The sequence below is a fragment of the Streptomyces sp. NPDC003300 genome (genome assembly GCF_040610915.1).
Taxonomy (GTDB): Bacteria; Actinomycetota; Actinomycetes; order Streptomycetales; family Streptomycetaceae; genus Actinacidiphila.
Genome location: NZ_JBEXNE010000009.1, coordinates 176253 through 195111, shown reverse-complemented (window position 1 = coordinate 195111; position 18859 = coordinate 176253). Strand labels below are relative to the sequence as shown.

The 18859-nt window shown below is 74.4% G+C and carries 20 protein-coding genes and 1 pseudogene; 6 read left to right on the top strand and 15 right to left on the bottom strand.

Annotated elements, in window-relative coordinates; all coding sequences use genetic code 11:
* Positions 1–12: 12 nt before the first annotated feature.
* The 8 genes from ABZX65_RS16230 to ABZX65_RS16195 form a co-directional block, all read right to left on the bottom strand.
* The gene (locus tag ABZX65_RS16230) at positions 13–375 is read right to left on the bottom strand and encodes a DUF1304 domain-containing protein (protein ID WP_355339239.1); all 363 of its coding nucleotides are present in this window, start codon (positions 373–375) and stop codon (positions 13–15) included.
* Between the two features lie 197 nt (positions 376–572).
* Positions 573–1259, bottom strand: a complete 687-nt coding sequence (locus tag ABZX65_RS16225) for an alpha/beta hydrolase (protein ID WP_355339237.1) — start codon at positions 1257–1259, stop codon at positions 573–575.
* Between the two features lie 314 nt (positions 1260–1573).
* A complete protein-coding gene (locus ABZX65_RS16220; RefSeq protein ID WP_355339234.1) occupies positions 1574–2608 on the bottom strand; it encodes a thaumatin family protein in 1035 nt (344 codons plus the stop codon).
* 178 nt (positions 2609–2786) lie between these two features.
* Complete coding sequence (locus tag ABZX65_RS16215; RefSeq protein WP_355339231.1) at positions 2787–3515, bottom strand: SRPBCC domain-containing protein; 729 nt, start codon at positions 3513–3515, stop codon at positions 2787–2789.
* A gap of 72 nt (positions 3516–3587) precedes the next feature.
* Positions 3588–4133 (bottom strand): dihydrofolate reductase family protein, encoded by a 546-nt coding sequence (locus ABZX65_RS16210; protein ID WP_355339229.1) that lies wholly within the window; start codon positions 4131–4133, stop codon positions 3588–3590.
* Entirely contained in the window at positions 4130–4807 is a 678-nt protein-coding gene (locus ABZX65_RS16205; protein WP_355339226.1) for a helix-turn-helix domain-containing protein, read from the bottom strand. The genes ABZX65_RS16210 and ABZX65_RS16205 overlap by 4 nt, the downstream gene beginning before the upstream one ends.
* Before the next feature lie 284 nt (positions 4808–5091).
* Entirely contained in the window at positions 5092–5829 is a 738-nt protein-coding gene (locus ABZX65_RS16200) for a Mut7-C RNAse domain-containing protein (RefSeq protein WP_355339223.1), read from the bottom strand.
* A gap of 112 nt (positions 5830–5941) precedes the next feature.
* Positions 5942–6754 (bottom strand): exodeoxyribonuclease III, encoded by an 813-nt coding sequence (locus ABZX65_RS16195; protein WP_355339220.1) that lies wholly within the window; start codon positions 6752–6754, stop codon positions 5942–5944.
* 89 nt (positions 6755–6843) lie between these two features.
* On the opposite strand from ABZX65_RS16195, the gene ABZX65_RS16190 reads away from it, so the two are divergent.
* Positions 6844–7335 carry a GNAT family N-acetyltransferase gene (locus tag ABZX65_RS16190; protein WP_355339217.1) on the top strand — a complete coding sequence of 164 codons (492 nt, stop codon included), beginning with the start codon at positions 6844–6846 and terminating at the stop codon, positions 7333–7335.
* Positions 7336–7452: 117 nt separating this feature from the next.
* Here the strand turns inward: ABZX65_RS16190 and ABZX65_RS16185 are convergent, their stop codons facing one another.
* Both ABZX65_RS16185 and ABZX65_RS16180 read right to left on the bottom strand, forming a co-directional pair.
* Positions 7453–7701 (bottom strand): LapA family protein, encoded by a 249-nt coding sequence (locus tag ABZX65_RS16185; RefSeq protein WP_355339214.1) that lies wholly within the window; start codon positions 7699–7701, stop codon positions 7453–7455.
* A 77-nt stretch (positions 7702–7778) separates the two neighbouring features.
* Positions 7779–8718: pseudogene (locus ABZX65_RS16180) on the bottom strand (helix-turn-helix transcriptional regulator).
* Between the two features lie 361 nt (positions 8719–9079).
* Between ABZX65_RS16180 and ABZX65_RS16175 the strand changes: the two are divergent.
* Complete coding sequence (locus ABZX65_RS16175) at positions 9080–10483, top strand: MFS transporter (protein WP_355339211.1); 1404 nt, start codon at positions 9080–9082, stop codon at positions 10481–10483.
* Positions 10484–10621: 138 nt separating this feature from the next.
* Positions 10622–11197: a GNAT family protein gene (locus ABZX65_RS16170; RefSeq protein WP_355339208.1), complete on the top strand. Its 576-nt coding sequence runs from the start codon at positions 10622–10624 to the stop codon at positions 11195–11197.
* On the opposite strand, the gene ABZX65_RS16165 is transcribed toward ABZX65_RS16170, so the two are convergent.
* Both ABZX65_RS16165 and ABZX65_RS16160 read right to left on the bottom strand, forming a co-directional pair.
* Positions 11166–12416 (bottom strand): M14 family zinc carboxypeptidase, encoded by a 1251-nt coding sequence (locus ABZX65_RS16165; RefSeq protein ID WP_355339205.1) that lies wholly within the window; start codon positions 12414–12416, stop codon positions 11166–11168. The two genes, ABZX65_RS16170 and ABZX65_RS16165, sit on opposite strands and share 32 nt — an antisense overlap.
* Positions 12417–12589: 173 nt before the next feature.
* Entirely contained in the window at positions 12590–14077 is a 1488-nt protein-coding gene (locus ABZX65_RS16160) for a glycosyltransferase 87 family protein (protein WP_355339202.1), read from the bottom strand.
* A 189-nt stretch (positions 14078–14266) separates the two neighbouring features.
* Here ABZX65_RS16160 and ABZX65_RS16155 point away from each other — a divergent pair, with 189 nt between their 5' ends.
* The 3 genes from ABZX65_RS16155 (at position 14267) to ABZX65_RS16145 (ending at position 16449) form a co-directional block, all read left to right on the top strand.
* Positions 14267–15424, top strand: coding sequence for a molybdopterin-dependent oxidoreductase (locus tag ABZX65_RS16155; RefSeq protein ID WP_355339199.1), 1158 nt, complete (start codon positions 14267–14269; stop codon positions 15422–15424).
* Positions 15421–15945, top strand: a complete 525-nt coding sequence (locus tag ABZX65_RS16150; RefSeq protein WP_355339196.1) for a hypothetical protein — start codon at positions 15421–15423, stop codon at positions 15943–15945. The genes ABZX65_RS16155 and ABZX65_RS16150 overlap by 4 nt, the downstream gene beginning before the upstream one ends.
* 66 nt (positions 15946–16011) lie before the next feature.
* Entirely contained in the window at positions 16012–16449 is a 438-nt protein-coding gene (locus ABZX65_RS16145) for a hypothetical protein (RefSeq protein ID WP_355339193.1), read from the top strand.
* Between the two features lie 47 nt (positions 16450–16496).
* On the opposite strand, the gene ABZX65_RS16140 is transcribed toward ABZX65_RS16145, so the two are convergent.
* Genes ABZX65_RS16140 through ABZX65_RS16130 form a run of 3 tightly spaced genes read right to left on the bottom strand, consistent with a single transcriptional unit; the run spans position 16497 to position 18654 of the window.
* Complete coding sequence (locus tag ABZX65_RS16140) at positions 16497–17171, bottom strand: class I SAM-dependent methyltransferase (protein ID WP_355339190.1); 675 nt, start codon at positions 17169–17171, stop codon at positions 16497–16499.
* Positions 17168–17866 carry a DUF2064 domain-containing protein gene (locus ABZX65_RS16135; RefSeq protein ID WP_355339187.1) on the bottom strand — a complete coding sequence of 233 codons (699 nt, stop codon included), beginning with the start codon at positions 17864–17866 and terminating at the stop codon, positions 17168–17170. Before ABZX65_RS16135 ends, ABZX65_RS16140 begins: the two co-directional genes overlap by 4 nt.
* On the bottom strand, positions 17863–18654 hold the full coding sequence (locus tag ABZX65_RS16130) for a glycosyltransferase family 2 protein (RefSeq protein ID WP_355339521.1): 792 nt from the start codon (positions 18652–18654) through the stop codon (positions 17863–17865). The genes ABZX65_RS16135 and ABZX65_RS16130 overlap by 4 nt, the downstream gene beginning before the upstream one ends.
* Between the last annotated feature and the right edge of the window lie 205 nt (positions 18655–18859).

Genomic DNA, 18859 nt, shown 5'->3' with positions numbered 1-18859 from the left:
CGATCACACCCCTCATCCAGCCACAAGCACCGCCGCCAGCGCCACGACCGCGGGCGCGAACTGCACAAAGAGAATCTTGCGGGACGCGGTCGCCGCGCCGTACGCACCCGCCAGGATCACACAGCACAGGAAGAACACCCGCGCCTGGAAGCCCACCGGGTCGGAGGCGATCAGGCCCCAGACGAGTCCGGCGGCCAGGAAGCCGTTGTAGAGGCCCTGGTTGGCGGCGAGCGGCGCGGTGATCCTGGCGCCCTCGTCGTCGAGCCCGTGCAGCGCCCGGCCGCGCGGACCGCGCCACAGGAACATCTCCAGCACGAGCGCGTACACATGGAAGGCGGCGACCGCGCCGACCAGGATTCCCGCGACGACCTTCACGACCGTGCACCACGCCTTCCGTTGACCGGACTTCCCACTCCCCGACTTCCTGGACAACTGTACAGGAAGTCGGAAACCCCTCTCCCTGCCGGGAAGCCCGCCGGGCAGTGGCCTCTGCGCCAGGAAGTCCCTCCAGGCCGGGGGAAGTCGCCTCTGCGCCGGGCAGTCGCCGTTTTACGCGGTCGGCCGCACGCGGCTCACACGTCCCGCACCAGCGCCTGCGCCAGCTCGCGCGGTCGGCTCAGCGCGAGCAGATGCCCGCCGGGCAGTTCCTCGACGTCCACGCCGATCCGCTCCTTGCCCAGCCGCCGCTGGAATTCCAGCGGGAAGAAGCGGTCCTGCGCGCCCTGGAGGAAGCGGGTGGGCACATCGGGCCACGCCGTCAGCGGCCACGGTTGCGTGAAGACCCGTTCCGGCGCGCCGCCCGACGGGGCGGAGTTCATGGCCTCCTCGGTGATCTCCCGCGGCACGTCGTGGAAGAAGTCGACGCGCACGTCGAACGCGGTGTCGCGTCCCTCCTCCCGCGCGTACGCCTCGCGCGCGGCCTGCTGGCCGGTGTGGTCCCACCACTCCCCCGCCGTCTCGCCGGGCAGCGGCACCATCGCGTTGAGGAGTACGAGCCGGTCGGCACGCAGCCGCTCGCAGGCCAGCGGCGCGGAGAATCCGGCGAGGGACAGCGCGACGAGGACCAGCGGCCGGGCCAGCCGGTCGACGTCGCCGCACGCCGCCACGATCGCGTCCGCGTAGGCGTCGAGGTCGGCGGCGCTGTCCTCGGGCAGGTCGAGCGTCACCGCCTCGTGCCCGCGGGCGCGCAGTTCCGGTACGAGCCGGTGCCAGCCCCAGGCGCGGCCGTCCGCGCCGGGGACGAGTACGAAGGTCGCCATCGTTCACGCCTGCTTTCGTCGGGGCGCGCCCGGGACACGGGCCCGCTGCTCCCCATAGGACCGCGGGCGCGGCCGAAACTCATCGCGGATCGGCGGCGGCCGTCCCCGGTCGGCCGGGCCGACGACGGCGGTTTCCGCGCCGCCCGCGTCGTCGTCCCGGCGCCGGTCACGGCCGCCGCCCTTCCCGCCCCCGACTCCGCCCTGACATACGGCGTCGGTACGTCGTCCCCGCCCGGCCGGTCGGGCCCTTCGGGTGCCTCACGGGCTCACCGGCTCAGCGGCTCACCGCATCAGCGCATCACCGCCTCAGCGACTCAGCGGCTCAGCCCGAAAGTGATCCGGTACCCGGCCTCGCCCCGGCTGGTGAAGGTGCTGGTCGCGTCGTCGTCCACGTACGAGTACGCGAACGGCTCGGCCTTCTTGAACACGTCCGCGTACCTCACCGGCCACTGGTCGGGCAGGCACATCGAGCGCGGCGCCCACGTGCCGCGGCAGCAGTACTGGTCGGTGTCGAAGACCCCGCAGGGCGACTCGCAACCGACCACCCGGCCACCGGACGTCACCTGGAGGGCGGCCGGACAGTCCACGGCGTGGGTGCAGCCCGCGGCCGAGCAGCCGTTCGCCGAGATCGGGTCCTTCGTCGTACCGCCGACGAGGTTGATGTACATCGGGAGGTTGGAGCCGTCGACGAGGCTGACGTCGTAGAAGTCCATCCCGTCCCACGAGTTGAGGTTGAACTCCGCCAGCGTCGCCGGGATCACCCCGTAACCGGGGCACTGGAAGCGGCCGTCGCAGTCGCCGGTCTCGCAGTGGCCGCGGCCCGAGGCGTCGAACGAGCAGCCGGTACGGCCCCAGAAGCGGCCGTTCCAGTGGTCGGGCACGCGGACGCCGAGGGTCTGCCCAGGGCGCAGGACCCAGCCGGTGGTGGTGAGCGCGGGCCGGGCGGTCTGCTCGCCCGAGGCGAGCCAGATCGTCTGGTCCACGTCGTTGACGAAGGTGAACACCCGGGTGCCGGAACGCGGTGGGAGCTTCGTACCGGCGGGCGGCGCGGCGGTACGCGACACGGTCGGCCGCGGGGGCTGCCGGGAAGCGGTCGGCTTCGGCTTCTTGGCGGCGGTCGTCGCGGAGGCGGTGACGGTCGGTGTCACGGACGGCGCGGCCGTGGTCGTGACCTGCCCCGCCGATACGGGCGCGGCGCCCGCCGTGGCCGAGGTGTCGGCCGAACCGCCGCCAGGCCGTTGGCCGGAGACCACCCAGACCGCCACGCACAGGGCCGCGACGGCCAGCGCCACCGCCGCCGACACGGCACCGCGCCGTGATCGTCCGCCGTGCCGAGCTCTGCGTCCCATCGCTTCCTCCGCGCCGTGGCCGCCGTGGCCGCCGTCAATACCGTTGATGCCTGTGGCCAGCGCATCCCGTACGTCCCGCACATGCCGACTCACCGGCGATCAGGAGACGGCCGGTGAGCGGCGGGGATAACGGATTTCCGGTACGGCGAAGGCCCGACTCCGGCCGCGGGAGGGGGCGTTACGCGTAGACCCCGGCGAGCCAGCGCGTCCAGTCCGCGCCGATCCGCTCGGCGTCGGCGCCCGGCGCGAAGTCGTGCACGCTCACGCCGACCGTCGCGCCGAAGTGGTTGCGGCCGAAGAAGCGGTACATCGCCTGGTCGGTGCGGAGCCCGATGAAGTACGGGTTGCGGAAGTCGAGCACGGCCTCCACCCGTCCAGCGCCCGGCAGTTCGACCTGTACGGTCGCGCCCTCGGCCGCGTCGTCCGCCAGCCCGAGCGCGCGGGCCGCCGTCTCGAAGGCGTCGGGCGCGCCGGACGCCTTCGGGCCTTCCGCGCCGCCGAAGACGGCGATGCGGCCGGTGAAGTACCGCAGGTACTCCCGCAGGGTGTGCATGTAGAAGTCGGTGTGCTTGTTCGCGCCGTCGTACTGGTTGTCCCAGTCCTCGACGAGGATGCCGCTGTGCACGTACCGCACCCATGAACCGCCGCCCTCGCGGGGCTCGATGAGGTGGTCGACCTGGTTGAAGGTCTGCACCGAGATGCCCTCGGCGTCCTCGGTGCGCCCGGTCAGCCGGTGCGGCGGGTCCCACGCGACCACGGTCCCGCCGAACGGCGCCGCGCCGCCCTCCTTGGGCTCGTACTCCATGGGCCACAACCAGCCCCCGGTACCGGTGGTGATGGCGTCCCAGACCTGCGACGGGCTGGCGTCGACCTCGAATTCACGGACGATCTCGAAGTGCTTGGACATGGTTGTTCAGAGCTCCTTGCTCCAGGGGATACGCGGATGGGGGCCGTGCGGGTGCGGGAGGGCGGACGGGCCCTACGCCTTCCGCGGCGCGTAGACGACGTGGTGGACGCCGGACGCGAACATCTCGGAGGAGACAACGGTGAACGGGGTCTGCGGCAGGCCGTCCTGGAACAGCCGCTTGCCGCGGCCGACCACGATCGGGTGCACCAGCAGGTCGAACTCGTCCACCAGGCCCTGCCCGAGCAGCAACTGCACGAGCGTCGCGCTGCCCATCACGGTGATGTTCGCGCCGTCCCGCTGCTTCAGCTCGCGGACGGCGGCGGCCGGATCTCCGCTGAGGACGGTGGAGTTGTTCCATTCGGCCTTCTCCAGCGTGCTGGAGACGACGAATTTGGCGATGCCGTTCATGTGGTCGCCGCCGGGCTGGCCGGCCATCGCGGGCCACGCGGCGGCGAAGCCGTCGTAGGTGGTGCGGCCGAGCAACAGGGCGTCGGACGCGTCCATTTGGGCGGACACGGCACCGGCCATGTCGTCGTCGAAGTACGGCCCGTGCCACTCGTGGGGCGCCTCCATGACTCCGTCGGCGGACAGGAACTCACTGACGACAAGCTTCCTCATGACGCTTCCTCAGGGGGTGTGGTGGGCCGGCCGACGGCCGGTTCGACAGCGGCGGCATCGGCGCCACCGCTCGTGACGGCGGGGGCCTCGGGGGTCTTCACCGTGGGGTGCAGGGCGACGACGATCCGGTGCGGACGCCCGCCCTCGGCCTCCTCGTCGTGGTACTTGGCGACCAGCGCGGCGATGCCGCGGGTCAGTTCGTCCACGAACGCGGCGCGGTCCGCCGCCGAGCCGAAGCGGACCTCGCCGTCGAGCGCGAAGGTCGCGATCCGCTGCCGCGCCCGGTCCGCGCCCGTGATCAGCGTGCCGACGTCCCGCACCAGCCGGGCGGCGACGGCCAGCAGCCAGCGCGCCGAGAGCTGGTCGCGGAAGCGGGCCGGATCGGGCTGCACGGCGGCCAGCGCCATCGGCGAGATCACGTACGAGGCCGCGGTCGCCCGCATCAGCCGCTCGGTGACATTGCCCTTCTTGCGCTCGCCCGACAGCTCGACCAGGCCGTGCTTCTCCAACGCCTTGAGGTGGTAGTTCACCTTCTGCCGCGGCAGCCCCACCCTCGCCGCGAGCATCGTCGCCGATGCCGGGCCCGCCGCCAGCTCGGCCAGCAGCCGGGACCGTATCGGGTCCAGCGATGTCGCCGCCGCTTCGGGGTTCTCGATCACGCTCACGTCCAACATGGCTTCAGCGTCTCACCGAAAACTTTTTTTGTCCAGACGCATTCTCTTGTCGGTGGGCGAGCGGCCTTCGGCGCGGGTAGTGGTCAGGCTGATGCAGGCACTGGCCGGTCCCATGGGGGCAGGGCACTGCCCGGTCCCATGGGGGCAGGGCACTGCCCGGTCCCATAGGGGCACCGGGCGGTCCCACCAGCGGCTTCGGCGCGCGGTGAAGGTCCGCGCGGTGCCGGTCCGCGCGGGGTCAGCCGGGTGGGGTCAGTGCCGCGCGGGATCAGTGCCGGGTGGGATCAGTGGCGGGTGGGGGCGGCGTCGCGGAGTGCTTCGGCGACGACGGCTTCGAGGCGGGTGTGGTGGGCGCCGCGCCAGTAGACGCGGCCGCAGGAGGCGCACGCGGCGAAGACGTCGTAGGAGCGTTCGGTGCCGCCCTCCAGGCGGTCGCGGACGGACTCCTTGTCGGCGGGGGTCAGCAGGCCGTTGCAGGCGACGCAGCGGGTCCAGGGCGCGAGGTCGGGCGCGAACCGCTGGAGGATGTCGCGCAGTTGGTCGGCCGGGCGGTCGCTGTAGACGTACGCGCCCGCCCACAGTTCGCGGCGGCGCAGCAAACCCCGGTCACGCGTGAGCATGACCCTGCGGTCGCTCGCCGAGAGCGCGGCGAGCGCCGGGTCGCCGATGTCCTCGTTCTCGTACGCCGCGTCGACCCCGAGCAGCCGCAACCGCCGTGCCAGCGTGCCGAGATGGACGTCGAGCAGAAAGCGCAGCGGCGCGCCCGGCACCTCCTGCGGCCGTACGACCGCGTGGACCCGTACCGCCTCGCCCGGCGCCGGGACGTGCGCGTTCGGGACCGCGCGGCCGTCGACGGACAGCCCGCCGACCTCGGTGAGCGGCACGCCCAGCGACTCCACGACGTGCCCGAGCGACGACGTGCCGTCGGTGACCACGGCGCCGGGTTCCTCGCGGCGCCGGTCGGCGGCCACGAAGAGGTGCAGCTCAGCCGGGATGCTGACGGTGATGTGCGGTCCGTTCACGGACTCAGCATGCCATCGCCCACCGGGCCCGGCCACGGAGTTCCGCGCCGCTCGTCAATGACTTGGAGACGGTGGAGCCGGGGGTGTGACGCGCGCGCCGCGCCGCCGTGGCCTAGATGTCGTAGGTCACCGTCACCGGGGCGTGGTCGCTCCAGCGCTGGTCGTAGCTCGCGGCGCGCTCGACGACGGCGGTGGTGGCCGCGCCGGCGAGGGCTTCGGTGGCGACCTGGAGGTCGATGCGCCAGCCGGTGTTGTTGTCGAACGCCTGGCCGCGCATGGACCACCAGGAGTAGGGGCCCTCGACGTCGGGGTGGAGGCGGCGGACGACGTCGGTCCAGCCCGCGGGGCCGAAGAGTTCGGTCAGCCAGGCGCGTTCCTCGGGGAGGAAGCCGGCGGATTTGCGGTTGCCGCGCCAGTTCTTCAGATCCGCTTCCTGGTGCGCGATGTTCCAGTCGCCGCAGACCAGGGCATGGGTGCCGGTTTCGGCGGCGTGGTCGCGGAGCGCGCCGAGGTGGACGGCGAAGTCCTTCATGAAGCGCTCCTTCTCCGTCTGGCGCTCGGTGCCGACCTCGCCGGAGGGGAGGTAGAGGCTGCCGACGGTCAGACCGGGTCCGGTGCCGGGCAGGTCGACCTCCAGGTAGCGCCCGGCGGCGGCGAATTCGGTGGCGCCGAAGCCGACGCGGACGGCGCTGGGCTCCTCGCGGGTGTACAGCGAGACACCGGCCCGGCCCTTGGCGGAGGAGGGCGCGTGGAAGGCGTGCCAGCCCGCCGGGTCGCGCAGCTCGACGGTGAGCTGGTCGGGCTCCGCGCGGACCTCCTGGAGGCAGACCACGTCGGCTTCGGTCTCCTCCAGCCAGGTCAGGAAGCCTTTCTTGGCGGCGGCGCGGAGTCCGTTGACGTTCACGGTGGTGACGGTGGTCGACATGCGCTGGACGATACCGGGGCCGGTCGGCTGGACCGCTTCGGTATCCCCCGTCCGCACGTGCGTACGACCGCGCACGTACGATATCGGGCGTGGAGATCAGAACGACGCGTTACGACCACCCCGACGCGGTGAAGCTCAACGACCTGGTGCAGCAGGAGTACGTGGAGCGGTACGGCGACGGGGACTCGACCTTCATGGACGCGGCCCATTTCGACCCGCCGCGCGGGCTGTACCTGCTGGCCTACGACGAGGACGGGCACGCCGTGGCCAGTGGCGGCTGGCGCGCCCAGGACGACTCGCCCGACGGGCACGCGGACGGCGACGCGGAGATCAAGCGGATGTTCGTGGTGGCGCGGGCGCGCGGGCGCGGTCTCGCCCGCGCGATCCTGGCCGAGCTGGAGCGGACGGCCACGGCGGCGGGCAGGACCCGGATGGTGCTGGAGACCGGTCAGCGGCAGCCGGAGGCCATCGCGCTGTACCGCTCGTGCGGCTACTTGCCGGTGCCGAAATTCGGCTACTACCGGCACGACGAGCTGAGCGTGTGCCTCGGCAAGCCGCTGGTCACGCCGCCGGGCCCGTAAGCCGCCGATCCAAGCCGCTGATCCAAACCGCCGGTCAAAACCGCCGGTCCAAGCCGCTGATCGCACCGCACCCGCGCGTACCCCACGGATCGCGGCGCCCCGCACGAGGTCCCGGCGTCAGCGCCCGCCCCTGTTGCGGCCGCCGCGCCGCAGGTACATCCCGGCCAGCGCGCCGACGATGAAGCAGCCGAGCAGCGCCATCCACAGCGGCATCGTGACCTCGGGGATCAGCAGCCGGATCTTGACGTCGCGGGTGTTCTCGAAGATGAAGATCAGGGCGAGGACCGCGAGCACGGCCACGGTCACCCGGCCCGGGGTCACCAGCGAACCGAACCTGCTGTCGCTCGGCGGCTTCTCGGTGCTCACCACGCTCACCTGCTCCCGGTTCGGCGCTGTCCCCTTGCGTTCATGATCGGTGCGGGGGCGCCGGGGCGGGCTGCGGACTACTCCGAACGGGTGAGCGCGTCCGCTGCGCGCGCCTGTGCGCTCACCTGCGTGCTCGCGTACGGGCTCCCGTGTGTACTCGCCTGAGCGCTCGCCGCCAGCAGGCGCAGCGCCGCCTCGTCCGGGGTGCCGGGCGCCGCGCTGAACAGCAGCAGCCGGTGCCCAGAGCCGTCGGCGGTCCGCAGCATCTCGAAGGCGAGGTCGAAGCGGCCCACCACGGGGTGGTGGAAGGTCTTGGTGCCGGTGGTGCAGTTGCTGACCGGGTGGCGGGACCACAGGGCGGCGAATTCCGGACTCTTCATGGACAGCTCGCCGACGAGTTCGGCGAATCCGCGGTCGTCGGCCGCCTCGCCCGCCGCCAGCCGCAGGGAGGCGACGGCGCGCCGGGCCTCCTCGTCCCAGTGCGGGTGCAGTTCCCTGGTGTGCGGGTCGAGGAAGAGCATCCGCTGGGCGTTGGGGCGGTCGGCCGGGCGGTCGGGCGCGTCGGGGTCGAGGTGGCCCGCGGTGAGGGCGTGGCCGAGCGCGTTCCAGGCCAGGACGTCGTAGCGGCGGCCCATCACGACGGCGGGCACCGCGTCCATGGCGGCGATGAGCTGCCGCGTGGCGGGCCGTACGGTCTCGGCCCGCTGCGGGGCGCGGCGTCCCGCGCGGCCGGGGCGCGCGAGGTGGCGCAGGTGGGCGCGCTCGTCGTCGGTGAGCCGCAGCGCGGTGGCGAGCGCGTCGAGCACGGCCTGCGAGGCGTTGGCGCTCTGGCCCTGTTCGAGCCGTGTAGTACGCGACGCTGACGCCCGCGAGCTGGGCCAGTTCCTCGCGGCGCAGGCCCGGTACGCGGCGCCGGGCACCGTACGGGACGACGCCGACGTCCTCGGGGCGCAGCCGCGCCCGCCGGGTGCGGAGGAATTCGCCCAGTGCGGAGGGGGTGCGCGCGGTGCCGTCCATGCGTCCAGTCTGCCCCGGCGCCCGGCGCGGAGCCTGACCCTGCCGGTGGTAGGCACCGCCGACGTACGTACGGCCCGCGTAGGCACCGCCCGCGTACGAAGAACGGGGGTCTGGGTACGGGCCGCGCCGCCGACGAGCCTTCCGTGGTGACCGCACCAGCGCTATGGAGGGCCGCAGGATGACGCCACCGACACCAGCACCCACACCCACACCGGCATCCGCACCGGCACCCGCACCCGCACCCGCACCGACGACGGGCGCGGGCCGCGCGGCGGGGACGGGCCGCGCCGCGGGGACGGGGAGCGCGCGGACGGACGGGACCGGCGCACCGGACACCGCCCCGAGGTCCGGCCCGCCGCCGATGAGCGCGCGGCAGCGCTGGACGCTGATGCTGCTGCTGGGCGCGCAGTTCATGATCGCGGTGGACTTCTCGATCCTGAACGTGGCGCTGCCGGTGGTCGGCCGCGGTCTCGGCTTCTCGCTGGCGAATCTCCAGTGGATCGCGACGGCGTTCGCGCTGGCCGCCGCCGGATTCACGCTGCTGTTCGGCCGGGTCGCGGACCTGTTCGGGCGGCGCCGGGTGTTCCTGGCCGGGATGGCGGTGCTCGGGGTGTCGTCGCTGGCGGGCGGGCTGGCGACGGGTCCGGCGATGCTGCTGGCGGCGCGGGTCGCCCAGGGTCTCGCGACGGCGGCCGTGACCCCGGCCGGGATGGCGCTGCTGACCACGTCGTTCCCGCAGGGGCCGCTGCGGGACCGGGCGCTCGGTCTGAACGGGGCGCTGATGTCGGCCGGTTTCACGGCGGGCGCGGTGCTCGGCGGGGTGCTGACCGACCTGCTGAGCTGGCGCTGGGCGTTCTTCGTCAATGTGCCGGTGGCCGCCGTGGTGCTGCTCGCCGCGCCCGCGCTGATCGCCGAGAGCCGCCCCGCCGCGCGGCCCCGGCTCGACGTGCCCGGCGCGGTGACCGTCACCGGCGGGCTGCTCGCCGTCGTCTACGGCTTCACGTCGACGGGCGAGCGCGGCTGGCTCTCCCCGGTGACGCTGACCGCCCTGCCGGTGGGCGCGGCGCTGCTGGCCGCCTTCGTCGCTGTGGAGCGGCGGGCCCCGGCGCCGCTGGTGCCGGTACGGTTCCTGCGCCGCCGGTCGGTGGTGTGGGGGAACGCGGCCGGGCTGATCGCCTTCGTGACGGAGACGTCGCTGGTCTTCCTGATGACGCTCTACCTCCAGAAGGTGCTGGGGTTCTCGGCGCTCGCGACCGGTCTCGCCTTCGGTGTGCTGGGGGCGGGCACCGTCGTGGGCGGGGTGCTCGGGGCGCGGGTGATCGGCCGGATCGGCACGCGGGCGACGCTGATCGTCGGCGGCGGGGTCCAGGCGGTCGCCACCGCGTCGCTGGTGCCGCTCGGGGAGGGTCGCGGATGGCTAGGGCTCCTGCTGGCGGCGACCTTCGTCGGCGGTGTCGGCAACATGCTGGCGATCGTCGGCTTCATGGTCACCGCGACGTCCGGGCTGCCGGACGAGGAGCAGGGTCTGGCCACCGGACTCGCCACGATGACGCAGCAGGTCGGCATCACGCTGGGCATCCCGGTGATGAGCGCGGTCGTCACCGCCCGCGCGGGCGCGGCCTCGTCGGCGGCGCCGCACGTACTCCTCGGCGGGATCTCGCTCGCCGTACTGGTCAACGCGGCCCTGGTGGCGGCGGGGGCGGTGGCCTCCGCGCTGTTCCTGCGGTCGCCGAAGGGGCGTGAACCCGTCCGCGCGCGGGGGTGACGGGAGGGCGGGGCGCGGGGGCGCGCGGGGACAGGGGGCGGGGACGGGCGACGGGTGACCAGGGACGGCCGCGGGCCCGTGCCCCGTACGTCCATCATGGACTCGCCCGCCGCGCCCCCTGCTGGCAGCATCGGACGCATGGACCACAGGCACCGCTCGGACCGCAGGGACGTCCTCACCGACCTCAGGGAACCGCCGGTGCTCGGGGCGGGCGACTACACCTTGCGCCCGTGGTCGATGGCCGACCTGCACACGGTGCGCGAGGCGTCGACGGACCCGCTGATTCCGCTGATCACGACCGTGCCGCCGGTCTACAGCGACGCCGAGGGGATCGCCTTCGTCGAGCGGCAGTGGGGACGGCCGGCGGCGGGCCGCTACCCGATGGTGATCGCGCGGGCGTCCGACGGGTGCGCGGTCGGCAACGTGGGGCTCGACATCATCAGCGCGGACCGCGCCACGGTCGGCTACTGGGTGCTCGCCTCGGCGCGCCGCGCGGGCGCCGCAGGTTCGGCGCTGAAGGCGATCACCGAGTGGGGCCTGCACGAACTGGGCATCGCCCGGCTCGACTTGTACGCCGAGCCGTGGAACACCGGTTCGCTGCGCACCGCGGAGAGCGCCGGTTACCAGCGCGAGGGGCTGCTGCGCGACTGGGCGCGCGTCGGCGGGGAGTTGAAGGACGTGGTCATGTACGCAGCTCTTCGTACACCGCGATGACGCTGCGCGCCTGCTGCTCGACCTGGTCGGCGATCGGCACCCAGCGCGGGCGGTAGGCGCTCTCGTACGCCGCGCACCACTCGTCCACCAGGCGCGTGACGCGGGGGACGTCGGCGACGCGGCGGAGCATCGCGGCGGCGCGCAGCGGGACGCGCTGCGCGTAGACCTCGATGCTGGTGACGCGCGCGGTGGTCATCGGCGGCAGCGGGAGCGCGCCGGGCGGGCGCACGGCGGGGTCCCAGTCGGCGGACAGCCGGGGGCCGATGCCGACGAGTTCCTTGACGGTGCGCAGCATCGGGGAGTCCGCGCCGACCAGGCGCGGGTCGAGGTTGTCCAGGACCCGGGCGACGCGGGGCAGGTCGCGGCGGAGCGCCGCGCCCGCGACGCGCAGCGCGTGGTCGGGCGCGGGGTGCGGGGAGATGTCGGCGGTGCGGTCGCAGGCCCACATGGGCACTTCGACGACGGCGGTGACACCGTCGTAGCGGCGGGCGTGCGCCCAGGTGGAGTTGGCGCCGTCCCCGACGGTCGCGGGGTCGCCGTCCGGCGGCATCACGTAGACGCCGGGTCCCGGGCTCGGCCACTGGAAGGCGTCGGAGGACCCGCTCTCCAGCGGGATGTCCAGCTCGGCGGCCGACTTGCCGATCCGCGCGGGCACGCCGGGGATGTCGCTGGTGAGCTGCACGAAGCTGCCGCCCACGTCGATGCCGTGCAGCGAGCACTGCAACACCGGGCGCAGCGCGTCCAGTACGCCGAGCAGCGCGCGGGTCTCGGGGAGCGACGCGTCGGGGGCTCCCGGCGGCGGCAGCCATTCGGGCTGTTCCGCCGCGCACGGCCGGAAGAAGTGCTCGTAGTGGCCGCGCAGGGTGTAAGGCCCGCACAGCCAGGGCTCGTTGAGCACCGCGCCGTCCGGGTCGATGCAGAGCAGGAAGTGCCAGGCGGTGCCGTCGCCGTGGCCGCCCTCGCGCTCGGCGGCGAGCTGGTACGCGAGCCGGAGCACCGTGGCACCGCCGACCGCCGCCTCGTTGGCGTGCGGTCCCGCCACCACGAGCGCGTTCCGCTCGCTCCCGCCCTCCGCCTGATCCACCGTCAGCATGAGCAGGGGCCGCCCGGCCCGCGACCGGCCGACCGCCCGCAGACGGCACAGTCTCGGATATCGCAACGTCAACAGCCGTGCGCCCTGGATGACTTCGGCCGTCGTCGGATAGTGCTCTCTCGCCACCGCATTCCCCCAGAAGCCGAAGCGCGTACTGGCTGCGACTGCGTGACGACGTCGGGTACAGCCCCCACATGACCCCGTCCACCACGGCCGTCGGGCGGCTTCGGTGACGGCGGCACAGAGCGTGCGCGTATCGCGGGTGCCGAAGGGGCCACTGCTGAACGGCCGGGCAAGCACTAAGTACGACACGGCGGCGGCAGGGTGTCAACGGTGCTACCGCAGGTGTTCCGGCGCACAACGGCGCCCGCGACGACGATCAGTGCGGCGGCTCCGTACGCGGTTGCCTGGAGCACGTTTCCATGGGCACCGGCGCCCATCGCGTTCCCGGTGTAGAGGGCGAGTCCGGCCAGCGGTACGGCCAGCCACTCCCAGCGGCCGTCGAGCGCGACGAGGGCGACGACCGACAGCGCGTACCAGTAGTAGGAAGGTGAGGTCAGCAGCAGCGCGGTGCCGGTCACGAGCAGGGCCCCGCTCCACGGCCGGTTCCGGTCCCCACGCCGCAGTACGTACACCACCACCGCGAGGACGGCCGCGATCGCGGCCGGGCCCGCCGCGCCGTCCGGAAGCACCAGTCGCAGCAGGGCGAAGCGCCGTACGCTGCCCGGCTCGTATCCCTCCTCCTGGAGGTACCCGGGCAGGTAGCCGAGCACCCCGCCGCCGGACGCGACGACGTACGGCAGATAGGCGAGAACGATTACGGCGACGGCGGGGAGCAGGACGCGGAGCGCCTCGCGCGGGGTGCGGCGGGCGAGCGCGCCGGGCACGGCGAGGCCGGGCAGCAGCTTCACCGCGACGGCGGCGCCCAGCAGCGCGCCGCGGCGCACGGGCCGCGCGGTCGCGCCGAGCGCGAGGACGGTCAGGAGCACGCCGAGGGTGTCGATGTGCGCGTCGTTGACGGCCGCCACGGGCACGATCGGGCACCACGCCCACAGGGCGGCGCGGCGGGGGTCGGCGCCGCGCCGCCGCAGCGCCAGGAGCAGCGCGCCCGTGGTCGCCGCGGCCAGCAGCGCGCCGCCGGCCTGCATCGGCTTGTACCGGGTGCCCGGCGGCGACAGCGCGTGCACGGCGAGGAACCAGCCCTCGGCGACGGGCGGGTAAATGGTGTGCACGGAGGGCCGGTTGATCCGCGTGCAGTCACCGGCGGTGGTAGGGATCTGCGTCCAGTCCGCGCAGTGGCCGTCCGCCTGGCGGGGGAAGAGCCATGGCTCCCGCAGCCGTTCGAGCTCCGGCGCGTTCGGCGGGTACGCGTACGGCGAGACACCCGACGCCTGCACCGCGCCGTCCCACGCGTAGCGGTACATGTCGTTGCTGGTGCGGGGGGCCGTGGCCAGGCCGGTCAGGGCGAGAGCGACGCCTCCGGCGGCGACGAGGACGGTCGCGGCGCGGCGCGGCACCTTGCGGAGCGCGAGGAGGGCCGCCGCGAACAGGGCCCACGCGGCGGCGTACCAGTACGGCAGGCGGTCCGGACGGCCTTCGGTGCCGCCGACGGCGAGGGTCGCCGCGACGACGGCGACGAGGGCGGTGAGGAGCAGGGCGACGAGGGCGGTCGCCGGTCGGCCGCGGCGCGGGGGTGCGGTGTCGGCGCCGCTTGGGCGGGTGGTGCCGGGGGTGGTGCCAGCGGCGGCCCTGCGGGGGGCGGCGAGGAGCGAGGTACGGATTCCCACAGGTCACACGCTCGCATCCGGTCGTGGCGAGCGGGAGCCGAACCGCTGCGACGTACGCGTTCCGTAAGGAGTCGCGCGCTCCTGCGGGGGCCTCGGCGGGGGTGAGATGGCCTCATGACCGATACACCTCCTCCACCTCCCGCACGGCCCGCCCCGCGGGCTCCGAAGCCTCACGCTCGGCCCGCGGGGGTGCTGTTTCCGGCGTGGGCGCGGGTGGGGCCGCTGCGGGAGGGCGCGTTCAGAGGGCGGCTGCACGACGCGCGGACGGCGGTGTCGCTGGGGCGGGTGCTGGGGGCGGCGCTGGTCGTCTGCTTCGTGACCGGGCTGGTCAGCCACTACTTGCAGCAGCCGCCGAGCTGGGCGGTGAACCACCTTCCCAGCCGCCCGAGTTGGGGCTACCGGTTGACCCAGGGCACGCATGTGGCGACCGGCATCGCCGCGATCCCGCTGGTGCTGGCGAAGCTGTGGACGGTCTATCCGCGGCTGTTCGCCTGGCCGCCGCTGCGATCCGTACTGCACGGCCTCGAGCGGCTGTCGATCCTGGTCCTGGTCGCGGCGACGCTGCTGCAACTGGTCACCGGCCTGCTCAACACCGTGCAGTGGTACCCCTGGCCGTGGAATTTCCGTCCGGCCCACTGGGCGCTGGCGTGGGTCGTGGTGGGCGCGCTGGCGCTGCACATCGCGGTGAAGGCGCCGGAGATCGCGGCGCACTGGTGGCGCCGCTCACCGGGCACGCTGCGGCTGCCCGCCGCCGACGGCCGGGACCGGCGGGCCTTCCTGGCCACGGTGGGCGCGGCGGTCGGCGCCGTGACGGTGACGACCGTCGGGCAGAGCCTCACCCCGCTCAAGGACCTCGACCTGCTGGCCCCGCGCCACCCCGACCACGGCCCGCAGCACCTGCCGGTGAACCGTACGGCCGCCGCCGCGGGCATCACGGCGGCGCGCCTGGCCGACTGGCGTCTGACCGTACGCGGCCCGCGCCCGTACGAACTGACGCTGCCTCAACTGCGCGCGCTGCCACAGCGTTCCGTGGTGCTGCCGATCGCCTGCGTCGAGGGCTGGAGCAAGAACGCGCACTGGTCGGGCATCCGGATCCGCGACCTCCTCGACCGCGCGGGCGCCCCGCACCACGCGCGGGTCCGCGTCGTCTCGCTCCAACAGCACGGCGCCTACGCCGTGATGGAGATGGGCGACCTCTACGCCCGGGACCCGCTGACCCTGTTGGCGCTGTCCCTGAACGGCGACGTCCTCTCCCCCGACCACGGCTTCCCCGCCCGGATCATCGCCCCCAACCGGCCGGGCGTCCTCCAGACCAAATGGGTCACCCGTCTCGAGGTGCTGACATGAGACGCCCCACCGCCGTACGCCCGGCGACCCTCCTGCGGTATGGCGTCGGCGCTGTCGGCCTCGCCGGTATGGCCTTCGGCGCGACGCTGCTTCTGACGGACCCTCATATCTCGGACTGGCCCGCGGTGGTGGAGTGGCTCGTGGGCGCCGTCGTGCTCCACGACGGTGTCCTGGTCCCCGCCGTCCTCGGTCTCGGCGCCCTGGCCGCGACCCGCCCCGGCCCCCGTCCGCGGTGGCCCTTCGTCGTCGCGGGCAGCCTCGTCCTGATCGCCCTGCCCGTGCTCCTGCGCCCGCGCCCGACGGCCAACCCGTCCGTCCTCCCCCTGGACTATCCGCGCGGCCTCGCGATCGCGGTGGGTACGGTCCTGGCCCTCGCCCTGTGCGGGGCGGTCGGCCGCCGGGGGTGGGCGCGGCGGCGCGAACTGGGGCGGAGGGTACGCGGTGCGGGTCCACGGCTGAGAGCGGCCGGGAGGGCGGGGGTGGCCGGGGTGGGACGCACGGCGCGCGGGCGGCGCCGCTGACCTCGTGTTCCGGCCCCGGGACCGCGCCTTCGAGCGGCCCGGCGCCGGGGAGTCCAGGATGGGGGCATGACGGTATTCCCCGATGTCCCCGGCGTCTGGCACGGACGGTCCGGCTTCCGGCTCATGCCCACCGACCCCTTCCACGAGGCCCCGGCCGGCGCCCGGGTCGTCCTCGGCGCCGCCGGTCACCTGGCCAGCGTCACCTACACCTGGCAGCACCCGGACGACGGACCGCAGGACGGCATGCTCACCGTCGGCGCGACCGACGAGAACACCCGGCTCACCGCGCTGTGGGCGGACTCCTGGCATCAGCAGCCCGCCCCGCTGCTGATGCACGGCACGCCCGGACCGCACGGCATCGACGTCGAGGGCGAGTACGCCGAGGGGTGGATCTGGCGCATCGAGGTCGACGCGGGTGAGCCCGGCACGCTGCGGATCCGTATGGACAACGACATCCCGTCCGGCCGCTACCGGGTCATGGAGGCCACGCTGACGCCGAGTTGACGTACCGGGCTCCGTGCCGGGACGCCGCTGCGCGAGCCGTCACGCGCCTACCGCACGCTGACCAGAGCGGCGAAGCGGCGGCCCGACGTCGACCACTCCTCCGCCACCGACCAGCCGGTGGCGCGCGCGGCGGCGCGCAGCGCGAGGGGGCCGAGGCGGGCCCACGGGAAGTCGCGGCCCTGCCGTCCGTGGGCGTCCTCGACGCGTACGGTCACCCGCTCGTCCACCTCGTGCGGCGCGGCCTCGGCGAGCAACCGGCCGCCGGGGGCGAGGAGTTCGCGGACGCGCGCGAGGAGGGTGTGCGGGTCGCCGCCGATGCCGATGTTGCCGTCGGCGAGCAGCGCGGTGCCCCAACGGCCCTCCGCGGGAAGGCGGTCGAAGACCGAGCGGCACAGGACCGCGCCGCCCGCGCCCTTGGTGCGGGCCACGGCGGCGGGGCTCACGTCGAGCCCGAGGACCGGCACCCCGTACCCGGCGACGGCGGCCACCAGCCGCCCGGGACCGCAGCCGATGTCCAGCACCGGTCCACGGCAACGGCGCAGCATCGTACGGTCGGCGGCGTCCGGCGGCGCGCACCAGCGCTCGACCTCGAGCGGCAGCAGCCAGCCGTCCTCCCGCCGCAGGAACAGCGGCCCGCGCCCGCTGACCAGGGCGCGCGCGTACGGATCGCCGCCCCAGGTGGTCGCGGTGGCGGACCGCGCGACGGGTACGGAGGTGGTCACCGGGCGGCCCCGGCGGGGGCTGGAGCGGCGGGCACGGTGGCGGTGGCGGCGGCGGGACGGCTCATGGGGGCGAGGCGGCGCCAGGCCGCGGCGAAGTGCGTGGCCGGTGCCAGGGCGGCGACGGCGGCGGCGTCGGACGGGGTGTCGACGTCCCGCAGCAGGGGGAGGTCGTGGACGCGGAGCCCGGCGGAGGTGAGGCGGGCACGCTGGACGGCGCCCGTGTGCGGGGTGGACATGGGGACGCCGAGGAGGAGGTCGGGGCGGGCGGGTTCGGCGAGGCCGAGCGCCCAGAAGCCGCCGTCGGCGGCGGGTCCGAAGACGGCGTCGCGGGTGTCCCACGCGTCCGGCCGCAGCGCGGACTCCAGCAGGGCGGCGGTGAGTTGGGGGGTGTCCATGCCGACCAGCAGCGCGGGTCCCGTGCACAGGGCGAAGGCCCCGGCCAGTCGTTCGTCCAGGCCGCCGCCGGTCTGCGGTGCGACCTCGTAGCCGTCCGGCAGCCACGGTCCCGGAGCGCCGTCCAGGACCAACACCCGTCGACTGAAGGGGAGTTCGAGGCCCGCGGCCAGCGTGTCCCGGAGCGCCGCCTCGGCCAGGACGGCGGCCTCGGCGGCCGTGCAGTACGGCGTCAGACGGGTCTTGACGCGCCCGGCCACCGGAGACTTGGCGATCACCAGCAGCGTCGTCGCGGCCTTCATCGGGCACCCGCCGTAACCGCCGAGTCGTCACCTGCGGCGGCGTGACCGGCCGACTCGCTGCCCACCGTCGCGTTCCCGGCCTGCTCGGTACCGGCTCTCCCGCCACCGGCTCTCCCGTCACCGGCCTTCTCGGTACCGGCTCTCCCGTCACCGGCTCTTTCGTTCAGCACCGCCGTCATGTCGCGGACCGCGTGCCAGGTGCCGCGCCAGGTGCCGGTGACCTTGGAGCGGCCGGTGCGCGGCGCGTACGGGACGGGGGTCTCGCGGATCCGCCAGTCCGCGTCGGCGGCGCGGACCACCATTTGGAGCGGGTAGCCGGAGCGGCGGTCGGTGAGGGCGAGCGCGAGCAGGTCCTCGCGGCGGGCGGCCCGCATCGGGCCGAGGTCGTGCAGGCGCAGACCGGTGCGGCGGTGCAGCAGCCGGGCGAGCTGGAGGTTGGCCAGCCGGGCGTGCGGCGGCCAGGCGCGGAAGGTGGTGGGGCGGCGGCGGCCGAGCACCAGGTCGGCGGCGCCGTCCAGCACCGGCCCCGCCACGGTCGGCAGCAGCGCCGGGTCGAGGGAGCCGTCGCAGTCGCAGAAGCAGACGACGTCGGCGGTCGCGGCGAGCAGTCCGGCGTGGCAGGCGGCGCCGAAGCCGCGTACGGGCGCGTGCACGACGTACGCGCCGTGTTCCGCGGCGATCCGGGCGGAGCCGTCCGTGGAGCCGTTGTCCACGACGATCGCGCGCCAGCCGGGCGGGATGCGGTCCAGCACCCAGGGAAGGGCGGCGGCCTCGTCGAGGCACGGCAGGACGACGTCCGCGACGGCGGGGGGACGGGGGCCGGGGCGGGAGCCGGCACGGACATCGGGGCGGGCGTCCGGGCGGAGGTCGGCCGGGACGGCGGACCGGACGTCACCGGGGACGCCGGGGACGCCGGGGACGCCGGGGACGCCGGGGACGCCGGGGACGCCGGCCACGGTGGGCGATGGCTTGGTCACACGGATCACCCTACGG